Raw genomic sequence first — 13,127 nt, forward strand, 5'->3', positions numbered from 1 at the left:
ACGACCGAGTGGATGCGCGTTGTGCGGTCGCCATCACCGCCGCAACCGGTGCGACGTCCGTCTCCTGACGCCGTCAGCGGGTGAGAGGGATCTCCAGGATGCTGACGCCCGCCGGCGGAGCGGACAGGGCCTGGTCGAGCTCACCCTTGGTGCGCGCGACGCGGTGGGGCCAGCCGTAGGCGCTCGCGAGCGCGGCGAAATCCACGGACTGGGGTGTGTAGAGGACGCGATCGAAGGCCTGCGCGGGAGCCGTTCCTGCGACCTCGAGGCCGTCGAAGATCGTCCCGCCGCCGTCGTTTCCGACGATCACCTGAAGGTGGGGAACGGCCTCTCCTGCCCCGACGAGCAGGGAGCCGACGTCGTGCAGGAGGGCGAGGTCTCCGAGGAGCACACGGGTGACGCCGCTCGGAGTCTCAGCCGCCCGCGCAGCAGCCTGGCTGGCGAGCGCGATCCCGGTCGCCGTGGCGATCGTCCCGTCGATCCCCGCGAGTCCGCGATTGGCGTGCACGGTGATCTTCTTGCCGGGCACGATGCGGTCGACATCCCGGATCAACCGGGATGCGCCGAGCACCAGCCGATCGTGCGGCCAGGTGTACCGCCACACGGCTTCCGCCAGCAGGGCGCGGGTGATGGGCGCGCGGATCGCCGCCAGCTCGGCCGACGCGAAGGCCAGGGCATCGGCCGGCTCGAAGGAACGGGCCTTCTCGACATCGGGCGCGACGGCTGCCGGATCGGCCTCCCGCTCGGCTTGCTCGGCGAGACGCCTGCTCGCGAACACCCACCGCCCGACCCAGCCCCGGACCTCGGGTGACCGGACATCGATGTCGGACCCGGCACGGACACCTCCGACGATCCGGGCGCGGTGGCCCGGGTTGTACGCCTGGCCCCCCGTGGGCGCGACGACGATCAACTCGATGCCCTCGCGGGTCAATAGGAGAGGCACTTCGCGGCTCAGCGTCGGATGACCGAACACGACGGCACGTTCGACCGCTCCGCCGAACACCTCGTCGCGCAGCAAGTCACGGTAGGAGACGACCAGGTTGGGCCCGAAGTGCGAACCGCTCGACACTTCGGCGATCAGCGGGAAGCCGCCCTCCCGGGCGAATTCTTCTGCGCGGGGGCCGGCGTCGGCTCCCGCCACCACGACGGTTCGCCGCCCGCCGTCGATGTCGACGACCGTACGGCCGAGCGCCTCGGGCCCGGCGACGGACGGCAGGACGCCGGTCGGCTGCTCGGGCAGCTCGGGGACGGCCACCGACAGCGGCTCGCGGAAGGCGACGTTCAGGTGCACCGGACCCGGATCCGCGCTGTCCGCTCCGACGGCGGCGCGGACGGCCGCCTCCGCGAGCGCCACTGCGCGCTCGCCTTCTGACGGGGCGCCGGTCGGAGCATCCACGTCGTCCGACCAGCGGACCGCGGACGCGTACAGGCCGTCCTGCTGCGTGGTCTGGTTGGAGCGGATGCCCCGCAGTTCCTCCGGGCGGTCGCCGGTGACGACGATGAGCGGGATGCCGGCCTCGTGCGCTTCGAGGACTGCCGGGTGCAGGTTCGCTGTCGCGGTCCCGCTGGTGGTGATGACGACGGCAGGCGCCTTCGTCTCGCGAGCGAGACCGAGCGCGAGGAACCCGCCCGAGCGCTCATCGATCCTGACGTGGAGGCGGGCCGAGCCCGACCGCTCCAGTTCCGCGGCCGCGAGCGCGAGGGCCTGCGATCGCGATCCGGGGCTCACGACGAGGTCGCGGACGCCGTTTCGCACGAAAGCGCTCAGCAGTGCGACCGAGAAGTCGGTCGCAGGATTACCGGTGGCCGCGGTCGCGGCAGCCGCCATGGTCGTGACGTCGCCCGGATGCGGGCCGTCACCCATCCCGGCGGCCGGTCTGATCGTTGTTGTCGGGACCGTTCTCGTCCAGCTCGGCGAGCTCTTTCTCGAGCTGCCGGATGCGCTCCTCCTGGTCGTGGTCCATCCGGAGCTTTCCGAGGAACTCGGGGTCGTCGTCCGGCGCGGACACGCGACGTGCGAGAGCCTTCCGCCGGCCGCGGCCTATCAGGAACCACAGGATGCCGCCGATGACGGGGAACAGGATGATGACGAGCAGCCACACGGGCTTGGGAAGGCCGCGCACTCGAGAGCGATCGAACAAGGCGCAGTCTGCCACCGAATAGATGTAGAACACCACGGCTGCAACGCCGAGGGCTATCCAGAGGCGAACCATGGGTCAATCGTAACTCTCAGAGACGGTCTCTAAGCTGGGAGGGTGAAGCGGATTCCCTCTTGGATCACCTACACCGTGCTGCGCCTCCTGGTGTTCGCGGTGCCGCTCGCGATCCTGCTGCTGGTGGGCGTGGTCTGGTGGCTGGCTGTCATCGCTGCCGCGCTGATCGGCCTGTGCCTCTCGTACATCTTCTTGAGCCGTCCGCGAAACGCGGTCTCGTCGGAGCTTTATGCGGTTCGCCACCGCGAGAAGCCCTTGCGTTCGGAGGATGACGACGTGGAGGATGCCGCGGTCGACGCGCGCGACGAGCGCTCCGGGCCCGAGACGTCTCGTCGCTCCGAGTCGGGCGAGGGTTCAGCGGCCTGACCGAAGGTCAGAACGCGTAGGCGGCGCCGAGCGCGATTCCGACGAGCAGACCGGTGATGCTGGTCAGCTGCAGCGCCGTCACCAGTTCGCGCGGAGTGCGCCCGAAGAGCGTGATCACGCAGGCGGGCAGTGCGGCGAGCAGCGCGAACATCCCGAACCAGGCGAACGGGTAGAACACCGCGAGCACCGCGAGGATGAGGAACGGCACGAGCAGCAGCACGCAGAACACGATGCGGGATGCGACGTTGCCGAGCAGAACCGCGAGCGTCCGCTTGCGCGCCTGCTTGTCGGGCACGATGTCGCGGATGTTGTTGACCATGAGCACGGCGCAGGCGATGAGGCCGGCGATCACCCCGCCGTACCACGACTCCTGGTTGACGGTTCCGGCGAGCATGAACGTGGTGCCGGCGGTCGCGACGAGGCCGAAGAACACGAAGACGAACACCTCGCCCAGCCCGTAGTACCCGTAGGGACGCTTGCCGCCGGTGTAGAACCACGCCGCAGCGATGGCCGCCGCCCCGATCAGCAGCACCCACCAGTGCTGAGTCAGGATCACCAGGATCACGCCCGCGATCGCCGCCAGGGCGAAAAACGTCAGCGCGACCGTGAGTACCTTGCGCGGCGCCGCCTTGCCCGAGCCCGTGAGGCGGCCCGGTCCGACACGGAACTCATCCGTCCCCCGGACGCCGTCGGAGTAGTCGTTGGCATAGTTGACGCCGATCTGCAGGAGCACGGCGACCGCCAGACACAGCAGCGACCGGACGGGATGCCAGACTCCAGGCCCCTCCGCGATCTTCGCCGCCCCGACACCGATGAGCACCGGCGCGATCGCCAGAGGCAGCGTCCGGAGTCGCGCACCCGCGATCCAGTCGGCCGTGGTCGCCGGCTTGACGTTGGCGGCGGCCGCTCCCGGGCGTCCGCTGCGCCCGCCGCGCGGTCCGCGGGCGGTGGGCGGCGCCATCCGCTGCATGCGTGGCTTGTTCTGACTCATCACAGAGCGAATCGTAACAACATCCGCTATGCCCCTCGTTCCGCGGCGAGCGCCGAAATGACGACCCGGTCCGGTTTTCCGCTCGCCAGCCGTGGCATCCGGTCCACCTCGACGATGCGGGCGGGCGCGGCAGCTCGCCCCAGGCGCTCCGCGAGCGCCCTCCGAACGGCCTCGAGCTCCGTTCCCTTGCTCCCCTCCGAGACCACCACCGGCACCTGTCCCCACTCGGCGTCTGGCACCGCCACCACGACCGCCTCCCCGAGCCCCGGGAGTTCTCGGACGACCCGCTCGACGGCGTCCAGCAGCACCTTCTCCCCGCCCGAGATGATCACGTTGTCCGCACGGCCCGCGACGGATACGCGGCCCTCGTCGTCCACGCTTCCGAGGTCACCCGTGCGATACCAGCGAACGCCGTCGTGCTCAGCGAACGCGGACGCCGACCGCTCGGGATCGCCGACGTACCCTTCTGCAAGAACCGGCCCGGAGATCTCGAGCTGTCCACCGATCTCCCGCACCACGGTGGTCCCGATCGGAAGCCCGTCGTAGACGCACCCTCCAGCGGTCTCGCTGGAGCCGTACGTACTCACGATCCGCGCCCCCACCCGTTCCGCCCGCTCCCGGAGTCCGGGATTGAGAGCCTGGCCGCCGACGAGGATCCCGTCGAAACTCCGAAGGGCGCCGGCCACCCGTCGCGAGCCGCCTTCGATCGCCTCCACGAGCCTCCCCAGCTGCACGGGAACGAGAGACGTGTACCGCAGGTCATGGCTCAACTCCCCGGCAGCATCCGCGAACCGCTCCGGGTCGAAGTGGCCCGCACCGTAGAGGATCGGCTCCGTCTCGGCCGCGAGTGACCGCACCAGCACCTGAGCTCCGGCGACGTAGTGAACGGGAAGTGCGAGCAGCCACTGCCCCTGTCCGCCGAGCGCCCCGGCCGAGGCGGCCGCGCTCGCCAGCAGCGCATCCGCGGAGAGCGCCACCCTCTTCGGCACCCCTGTGGATCCCGACGTCTCGATGATGAGCGCCACATTCTGCGCGACGCGCTCGTCGTCCGCCGGCCACGACAGGCCGCCGACCCGCTGGCCCGGTGCGCTCGCGCTCGCACTCCGCGGCACCACGGCGCTCCGCATCTCGCTCGCGCTCCGCGGCACCACGGCGTCTCCCCCACCGCCGAGCGACTCACGGAGAGCGGCGAAGACGTCCTCCGGCTGCGAGGCGTCGATCACCCGAACGGCTCGACTCATGACCCGCCGCCTCAGTACTGCCAGGGGAACGGCGACCAGTCGGGCTCGCGCTTCTGCAGGAAGGCGTCCCGTCCCTCCACCGCTTCATCCGTCCCGTAGGCCAGCCGCGTGGCCTCGCCCGCGAACAGCTGCAGCCCGACGAGTCCGTCGTCGACCGCGTTGAAGGCGTACTTCAGCATCCGGATCGCGGTCGGCGACTTCGTCAGGATCTCGTTCGCCCACTCGAGGGCGACCTTCTCCAGGTCGGCATGCGGGACGACCGCGTTGACGGCTCCCATCTCTTGAGCACGCTGAGCCGAGTACTCCCGCGCAAGGAAGAACACCTCGCGACCGAACTTCTGCCCGACGTGCTGTGCGAAATAGGCGGACCCGTAGCCCGCGTCGAACGAGCCGACGTCGGCGTCCGTCTGCTTGAACCGACCGTGCTCGGCGCTCGCGATCGTGAGGTCGCACACCACGTGGAGCGAGTGGCCGCCGCCGGCGGCCCAGCCGGGAACCACCGCGATCACCACTTTGGGCATGAACCGGATCAGGCGCTGCACCTCGAGGATATGCAGCCGTCCTCCCCGCGCCTTGTCGATGCTCGTCGCCGTCTCCCCCTCGGCATACTTGTAGCCGTCCCTCCCGCGGATCCGCTGATCGCCGCCCGAGCAGAACGCCCACCCGCCATCCTTCGGGCTCGGTCCGTTGCCGGTGAGCAGCACGACGCCGATCCGCGGATTCGTCCGTGCGTCTTCGAGCGCCGAGTAGAGCTCGTCGACGGTGTGCGGCCGGAACGCGTTCCTCACCTCGGGACGGTCGAAGGCGACGCGTGCGATGCGCCCACTGATGTCGTGGTGATAGGTGATATCGGTGAGGTCCTCGTAGCCGTGAACTTCACGCCATACGTCGGGATCGAAGAGTTCTGAGACGTCCGCTTGCATGGATCCAGCCTACGGTTCGCGCTTCCGCCGCGACCCGGCCGTGCAAAACTTGTGGAATGGTGCCGGAACTCGCCGACCTGTTGGCAACTTCGCGTGTGGTCTCCCTGCCGATGACCGCGCGCTTCCGCGGGATCACGGTGCGTGAGGCGGTGCTGTTCGAGGGGCCACAGGGCTGGACGGAGTTCTCCCCCTTCGTCGAGTACGACGATGAGGAGGCGTCCGCGTGGCTTCGCGCGGCCGTCGACTTCGGCTGGCGACCGACTCCCGAGCCGCTGCGGCAGCGCATTCCGGTCAATGCGACCGTTCCCGCGGTGCCGGCCGCCGATGTCGCGCGGATACTCGCCCGCTATCCCGACGTTCGGACCGCCAAGGTGAAGGTGGCAGAGCCCGGCCAGACGCTCTCCGACGACGTTGCTCGTGTCCGTGCTGTGCGTGAAGCACTCGGTCCCGAAGGACGCATCCGCATCGACGCGAACGCGCTGTGGAATCTGGACGAGGCCGAGCACGCCATCCATGCCCTCGCCCCGTTCGATCTGGAGTACGTCGAACAGCCGTGCGCGACCATCGACGAGCTGGCCGAGCTCCGCCGTCGGGTCAAGTACATGGACATCCCGATCGCCGCGGACGAGAGCGTCCGCAAGGCGGCCGATCCGCTCGAAGTCGCGCGTGCCGGGGCGGCCGACCTGCTGATCGTCAAAGCGCAGCCGCTCGGCGGCATCCACTCCGCACTGCGCATCGTCGCCGCTGCCGGCCTGCCGGCGGTGGTGTCGAGCGCCATCGACACTTCGGTGGGCATCGCGATGGGCGCCTACCTGGCCGCAGCGCTGCCCGACGTGGACTTCGACTGCGGACTCGGCACGGTGGCGATGTTCGTCGATGACGTCGCGGATGAGCCACTGGTCCCGGTCGACGGCAGCATCCCCGTCGTCCGTCCGACCGTGTCGTCGAGCCGATTGGATGCGCTGAGCGCTGACCAGGGCCGCACCGAGTGGTGGCGGGACCGCATCAGGCGATGCCACCGCATCCTGGAGCACTCCGCCGCGCTCTGAACCGGCTCAGGCGTACAGGCTCTCCGGTACCTCGAGCCCGTAAATCGCTCGACCCGAGTTCCAGATGGCGGCGCACGCGGCCCGAAGGAGGTCGAGCCGATCCGGCCCCTCGGAGACGATCCGCACCTCGTTCCCATCGATGGCCACGGTCGCCTCGCGGACGCTGACCGAGCCGTCCCGAGCCGTCCGCGCCTGCGGATACGATTCGGTCAGACCTCGAAGGTCGTTCAGGATGTAGGTCGGGCGCGAGTTCGCGTCGGCCGAGAGCAGTTGCTTGCCTCCGTCGATGCCCGTCAGAACGAGGACCGAATCGATCTCCGCCCGATTCGCACCCAGGATGTCCGTGTCCAGTCGGTCCCCGATGAAGAGGGGCTTCTTCGCCTGGAAGCGATTCACGGCCTCGTCGAAGATCGCGCGCTCGGGTTTCCCCGCCACCAACGGGAGTCGCCCGACCGCGGTGTGCACGGCCGAGACGAGGGTGCCGTTCCCGGGAGCGATGCCGCGAGCCACGGGGATGGTCCAGTCGGTGTTGGTCGCAATCCACGGACGTTCGTCGTCGGACCGGCCCTGGAGCGCGAACGCCGCCTCGGCGAGTTCCGTCCAGCCGATGTCGGGCGAGAAGCCCTGGATCACCGCAGCGGGCTCGTCGTCTGCGGATCGGGTGACGGAGAAGCCGCCCTTCTGGACCTCGTCCACCAGGCCGTCCCCGCCGACGACCAGGATGTTCGATCCCGCGGGCACATGATCCGCGAGCAGGCGAACAGCGGCCTGGGGCGATGTGACCACGTCGGTCGGGCGAACGTTCAGGCCCAGCTCCGTGAGATGCTGGGCCACCGCAGCATCCGTTCGGGACGCGTTGTTGGTGATGTAACCGACCCGGATGGTTTCGGCGACACCATTCAGGCTGTCCACTGCATACGGGATGGCGTCGGCGCCCTTGTAGACGACACCGTCGAGGTCGGCGAGGACGAGGTCGACTCCGTCGAGCGGAGCCTTGCCCTCACTGCTCCGTCGAAACAGTGCCATCGTGCGGCTCGCCCTCCACGTCGTCGTCCTCGGCTACGAAGTCGTCCACGTCGGCCGCTTCGTTGTCGTCCGCTGTCTCGTCCTCGTCCGTCAGATCGAGGAACACTTCTTCCTCGATGATGTCGATCGTCTCGTGCTCGTCCGTGTCCTGCGCCTGGTCGAGCGCCTCCTCGGCACGCGTCGCTCGGCTGCGCCAGCGCGCAGCGTCGTCGTCTCGGCCCAGCTCTTCCAGCACCTCGGCATACGCGTGGAACAGGTCCGCGCTGTAGCTGAACGCACGGTTCGGATCGAGCTGGGGAATCTCCAGTTCGGCGAGGGCAGCTTCCGGCTGCTCCAGGTCCAGGCGCGCACCGGACATGGCGATCGCCAGGGAGACCTGCACGTCGGCGGGCAGCGTGGAGCGGTCGACAGAGCGACCGAGCTCGAGCGCACGATCGGGCCGGCCCACTCCGCGTTCGCTGTCCACCATCAGGGGAAGCTGGTCGTTCGAGCCGGAGATCCGTCGATACGTCCGCAGTTCCCGGAGGGCCAGCGCGAAGTCGCCGGTCGCGTACGCCGTGATGGCGAGCGTCTCGCGGACGACCGCCACGCGCCCGGCACGCCGCGACGCCGAAACCGCGTGCTGGTGCGCGAGCTCGGGTTCGCTTTCGATGAGGCGACCCGCCATGACGAGGTGCTTCGCGACCCAGTCCGCGTTGTCCTTGCTGAGCGTCTTCAGCTCGACGCGTGCTTCGCCGGGGAGATCTCGAGCCTGAACGTCGTCAGGGATGTCCGGGTCGTCATGACGCGGACGCACGGACTGCAGCTCGCGAGCGCGCTCCGCTTCTACGTCGTACTGCCGGCTCTGCTCGCGGGCATCTCTATCTCCGCGGGCCGGGCGTCCGTCGCGGGTCCACAGCTGCTCGTCGCGTCCGGGGCGCCCCTGACCGTCGCGGCGGTAGCCCCCGGCCTGTCCACGAGAACCACCCGCGCGTGCGGGTCCGCCACTCTGCTGACCGCGGGATGCGCTGTTCCACTCGCGACCACCCGAGCGGTTCCCGGAGGATCCGTCCGTTCGTCGCGGGGCGTCGCCACGTCCGTCGCGACCTGCGCCGGACGGACGACCGCCCTGGCGCTCGACGTCGCGTCCTCGGTAGCCGTCCCGACGCTCGCTGTCGCGGCCCCGGTAGCTGTCTCGGCGCTCTCCGCCCCGGGAGTCATCGCGTCCGCGGAAGCCGGCGCCACGCTCGCCGCCGCGCGACCCGGAGTACCCGCCGGAGCGCTCGGGTCGACGGTCGTCGCCTGCCGCGCGAGGCTTCCATTCGCGCGAGGGACGTCCGTCCCGCGAACGACCAGCGTCGTCTCGGTCGGTCCGCGGTCGCGGGTTACGGTCTCCGCGGTAGCGGTCGGCACCGTCGCGGCCGTTTCCGGCGCCTTCTGCGCGGCGGTAGCCGCCCTCCGAACGGTCACTGCGACCGTTACGGAACGAGCCGCCGCCAGTAGAGGACGACCGATCGCGGGATGCGCCACCCGACGAAGACCGGTCGCGGGACGTGCCGCTCGAGCGCGGTCGACCGCCCTGCCCGCCATCGTTGCGTGGGGGTCGGTAGCTGTCTCCGCCGCGAGCCGGCCGGTCGGGCTGCTGTCGGCGCCGCGGCTGCTCGTTCCGGGCGTTCTCGTCTGCCGGTGTGTCGCTCACGGCTTCTCCTGTCGAGTCGGCGGGTCGAGCCCAGCCTATTCTTCGTACTGCTACTGACCCCGTTAACGCGAAATGGCCACCCATCACTGGGTGGCCATCTCACAAAGAAGTCCGGCGGTGTCCTACTCTCCCACAGGGTCCCCCCTGCAGTACCATCGGCGCAGAGAGTCTTAGCTTCCGGGTTCGGAATGTAACCGGGCGTTTCCCTCTCGCTATGGCCGCCGAAACACTATTGATGTATCAAAGTGAACGATCAAGCTTCGCTTGAATCAGTTCTCGACCGTACATCGAGAACCACATAGTGGACGCGTGCAATCTCAGGCCCCTCATGCCAGCCTTACAACATGCATGAGAGTGGTGATTATCAAGTTATCGGCTTATTAGTACCGGTCAGCTCCATGGGTCTTTAGTCCCCACTTCCACATCCGGCCTATCAACCCAGTAGTCTAGCTGGGAGCCTCTCGCCCGAAGGCATGGAAATCTCATCTTGAGGCCGGCTTCCCGCTTAGATGCTTTCAGCGGTTATCCATCCCGAACGTAGCTAATCAGCGGTGCTCCTGGCGGAACAACTGACACACCAGAGGTTCGTCCAACCCGGTCCTCTCGTACTAGGGTCAGATCCTCTCAAATTTCCTACGCGCGCAGCGGATAGGGACCGAACTGTCTCACGACGTTCTAAACCCAGCTCGCGTACCGCTTTAATGGGCGAACAGCCCAACCCTTGGGACCTACTCCAGCCCCAGGATGCGACGAGCCGACATCGAGGTGCCAAACCATGCCGTCGATATGGACTCTTGGGCAAGATCAGCCTGTTATCCCCGAGGTACCTTTTATCCGTTGAGCGACAGCGCTTCCACAAGCCACTGCCGGATCACTAGTCCCGACTTTCGTCCCTGCTCGACTTGTCAGTCTCACAGTCAAGCTCCCTTGTGCACTTACACTCGACACCTGATTGCCAACCAGGTTGAGGGAACCTTTGGGCGCCTCCGTTACTTTTTGGGAGGCAACCGCCCCAGTTAAACTACCCACCAGGCACTGTCCCTGAACCGGATTACGGTTCTAAGTTAGATATCCAAAGTGACCAGAGTGGTATTTCAACAATGACTCCACCGACACTGGCGTGCCGGCTTCAAAGTCTCCCACCTATCCTACACAAGCCACTCCGAACACCAATACCAAGCTGTAGTAAAGGTCACGGGGTCTTTCCGTCCTGCTGCGCGTAACGAGCATCTTTACTCGTAGTGCAATTTCGCCGAGTTCGCGGTTGAGACAGCTGGGAAGTCGTTACGCCATTCGTGCAGGTCGGAACTTACCCGACAAGGAATTTCGCTACCTTAGGATGGTTATAGTTACCACCGCCGTTTACTGGGGCTTAAATTCTGAGCTTCGCCGAAGCTAACCCTTCCTCTTAACCTTCCAGCACCGGGCAGGCGTCAGTCCGTATACATCGTCTTGCGACTTGGCACGGACCTGTGTTTTTAGTAAACAGTCGCTTCCCACTGGTCTCTGCGGCCTTCAAACGCTCCCGGAGCAAGTCCGTTCACGCCTCAGGCCCCCCTTCTCCCGAAGTTACGGGGGCATTTTGCCGAGTTCCTTAACCACGATTCTCTCGATCTCCTTGGTATTCTCTACCTGACCACCTGAGTCGGTTTGGGGTACGGGCGGCTTGAACCTCGCGTCGATGCTTTTCTTGGCAGCATAGGATCACCCATTTCGTCAATGAAGACTACGCATCGTGCCTGGGCCTATGTGAGAGACGGATTTGCCTATCTCTCGGCTTACACACTTACACCGGGACAACCATCGCCCGGCTGGGCTACCTTCCTGCGTCACACCTGTTAATACGCTAGCCGCACCAGCATGGGGTCGAGCGTTAGGCCCGGACCTTCACCCCGAAGGGATCCGTGTCCAGGATTAGGACTCTTAGCACCACTGGATTAGCTTGGGCGGTTCTTCGCCGGTACGGGAATATCAACCCGTTGTCCATCGACTACGCCTGTCGGCCTCGCCTTAGGTCCCGACTTACCCAGGGCGGATTAGCCTGGCCCTGGAACCCTTGGTCTTTCGGAGGACGGGTTTCTCACCCGTCTTTCGCTACTCATGCCTGCATTCTCACTCGTGTAGCGTCCACGGCTGGTTTACACCGCCGCTTCACTCGCCACACGACGCTCTCCTACCCATCAACACGGCTGGACCACGAAGGCCTACCAATAATGTCAATGCCACAACTTCGGTGGCGTGCTTGAGCCCCGTTACATTGTCGGCGCGGAATCACTTGACCAGTGAGCTATTACGCACTCTTTCAAGGGTGGCTGCTTCTAAGCCAACCTCCTGGTTGTCTGTGCAACTCCACATCCTTTCCCACTTAGCACGCGCTTAGGGACCTTAGTTGGTGGTCTGGGTTGTTTCCCTCTCGACGATGAAGCTTATCCCCCACCGTCTCACTGCTGCGCTCTCACTTACCGGCATTCGGAGTTTGGCTGACGTCAGTAACCTTTTGGGGCCCATCGGCCATCCAGTAGCTCTACCTCCGGCAAGAAACACGCAACGCTGCACCTAAATGCATTTCGGAGAGAACCAGCTATCACGAAGTTTGATTGGCCTTTCACCCCTATCCACAGCTCATCCCCTCAGTTTTCAACCTAAGTGGGTTCGGTCCTCCACGACGTCTTACCGTCGCTTCAACCTGGCCATGGATAGATCACTTCGCTTCGGGTCTAGGACATGCGACTGAATCGCCCTATTCAGACTCGCTTTCGCTACGGCTACCCCTCACGGGTTAACCTCGCCACATATCGCTAACTCGCAGGCTCATTCTTCAAAAGGCACGCTGTCACCCCTACAAGGAGGCTCCAACGGTTTGTAAGCAAACGGTTTCAGGTACTATTTCACTCCCCTCCCGGGGTACTTTTCACCTTTCCCTCACGGTACTTGTCCGCTATCGGTCATCTGGGAGTATTTAGGCTTATCAGGTGGTCCTGACAGATTCACACGGGATTTCTCGGGCCCCGTGCTACTTGGGATACTCTTCGCGCCATTGGACCATTTCGGTTACGGGGCTGGCACCCGCTGTGGCTGGCCTTTCAATGCCATTCACCTATGATCCTTTGTAACGCTTGCAGTTCGGCAGAAGCTGCTGAAAAGTCCCGCAACCCCGACCATGCAACGCCTGCCGGCTATCACACATGATCGGTTTAGCCTCTTCCGGTTTCGCTCGCCACTACTAACGGAATCGCTTTTGCTTTCTCTTCCTGTGGGTACTGAGATGTTTCACTTCCCCACGTTCCCTCTACCCGCCCTATATATTCAGGCGGGAGTCACTGGGTCACCCAAAGGGCCCAGCGGGGTTTCCCCATTCGGAAATCCTCGGATCAAAGTTCGCTTATCAACTCCCCGAGGCTTATCGCAGATTGCTACGTCCTTCTTCGGCTCCAGATGCCAAGGCATCCACCGTTTGCTCTTAGAAACTTGAAATCACATGAGTTTTAGAATCGATCGACGTCTCATCTGCCGAAGCAGAATTTGACGCAGATTGACCAATGATCTAATAAATCAGATCATCTTTGTGATCCGAACCCGAAGGTTCGAATCTAAGATGCTCGCGTCCACTGTGTAGTTCTCAAAGTACGGGCGGTACCTT

9 protein-coding genes and 2 rRNA genes are annotated in these 13,127 nt (G+C 65.5%); 2 read left to right on the top strand and 9 right to left on the bottom strand.

The genetic code is table 11. The features are described from left to right. Positions 1–73: 73 nt before the first annotated feature. Positions 74–1,864: a 2-succinyl-5-enolpyruvyl-6-hydroxy-3-cyclohexene-1-carboxylic-acid synthase gene (gene menD, locus QRN40_RS05965; protein ID WP_285114609.1), complete on the bottom strand. Its 1,791-nt coding sequence runs from the start codon at positions 1,862–1,864 to the stop codon at positions 74–76. Beyond that, complete coding sequence (locus QRN40_RS05970; RefSeq protein WP_285114610.1) at positions 1,857–2,213, bottom strand: PLD nuclease N-terminal domain-containing protein; 357 nt, start codon at positions 2,211–2,213, stop codon at positions 1,857–1,859. Before QRN40_RS05970 ends, menD begins: the two co-directional genes overlap by 8 nt. A 42-nt stretch (positions 2,214–2,255) precedes the next feature. Here QRN40_RS05970 and QRN40_RS05975 point away from each other — a divergent pair, with 42 nt between their 5' ends. Next, the gene (locus tag QRN40_RS05975) at positions 2,256–2,579 is read left to right on the top strand and encodes a DUF4229 domain-containing protein (RefSeq protein ID WP_285114611.1); all 324 of its coding nucleotides are present in this window, start codon (positions 2,256–2,258) and stop codon (positions 2,577–2,579) included. A 7-nt stretch (positions 2,580–2,586) separates the two neighbouring features. Here QRN40_RS05975 and QRN40_RS05980 read toward each other — a convergent pair whose 3' ends face one another. The 3 genes from QRN40_RS05980 to QRN40_RS05990 are packed head-to-tail and all read right to left on the bottom strand — an operon-like array spanning position 2,587 to position 5,734. After that, on the bottom strand, positions 2,587–3,570 hold the full coding sequence (locus tag QRN40_RS05980; protein ID WP_285114612.1) for a 1,4-dihydroxy-2-naphthoate polyprenyltransferase: 984 nt from the start codon (positions 3,568–3,570) through the stop codon (positions 2,587–2,589). Positions 3,571–3,596: 26 nt separating this feature from the next. Next, positions 3,597–4,811, bottom strand: a complete 1,215-nt coding sequence (locus QRN40_RS05985) for an AMP-binding protein (protein WP_285114613.1) — start codon at positions 4,809–4,811, stop codon at positions 3,597–3,599. Positions 4,812–4,822: 11 nt separating this feature from the next. Then, positions 4,823–5,734 (bottom strand): 1,4-dihydroxy-2-naphthoyl-CoA synthase, encoded by a 912-nt coding sequence (locus QRN40_RS05990; RefSeq protein WP_285114614.1) that lies wholly within the window; start codon positions 5,732–5,734, stop codon positions 4,823–4,825. A gap of 56 nt (positions 5,735–5,790) precedes the next feature. On the opposite strand from QRN40_RS05990, the gene QRN40_RS05995 reads away from it, so the two are divergent. Continuing rightward, entirely contained in the window at positions 5,791–6,783 is a 993-nt protein-coding gene (locus QRN40_RS05995; RefSeq protein ID WP_285114615.1) for an o-succinylbenzoate synthase, read from the top strand. 6 nt (positions 6,784–6,789) lie between these two features. Here the strand turns inward: QRN40_RS05995 and QRN40_RS06000 are convergent, their stop codons facing one another. The 4 genes from QRN40_RS06000 to QRN40_RS06015 form a co-directional block, all read right to left on the bottom strand. Next, complete coding sequence (locus QRN40_RS06000; protein WP_285114616.1) at positions 6,790–7,809, bottom strand: HAD-IIA family hydrolase; 1,020 nt, start codon at positions 7,807–7,809, stop codon at positions 6,790–6,792. Then, complete coding sequence (locus QRN40_RS06005; RefSeq protein WP_285114617.1) at positions 7,784–8,605, bottom strand: hypothetical protein; 822 nt, start codon at positions 8,603–8,605, stop codon at positions 7,784–7,786. Before QRN40_RS06005 ends, QRN40_RS06000 begins: the two co-directional genes overlap by 26 nt. Before the next feature lie 991 nt (positions 8,606–9,596). Next, positions 9,597–9,713: ribosomal RNA gene (rrf, locus tag QRN40_RS06010) — 5S ribosomal RNA — on the bottom strand. A gap of 134 nt (positions 9,714–9,847) precedes the next feature. Further along, positions 9,848–12,961 (bottom strand): 23S ribosomal RNA (locus QRN40_RS06015). Between the last annotated feature and the right edge of the window lie 166 nt (positions 12,962–13,127).

This window comes from Leifsonia sp. fls2-241-R2A-40a (assembly GCF_030209575.1).
Classification (GTDB): Bacteria; Actinomycetota; Actinomycetes; order Actinomycetales; family Microbacteriaceae; genus Leifsonia.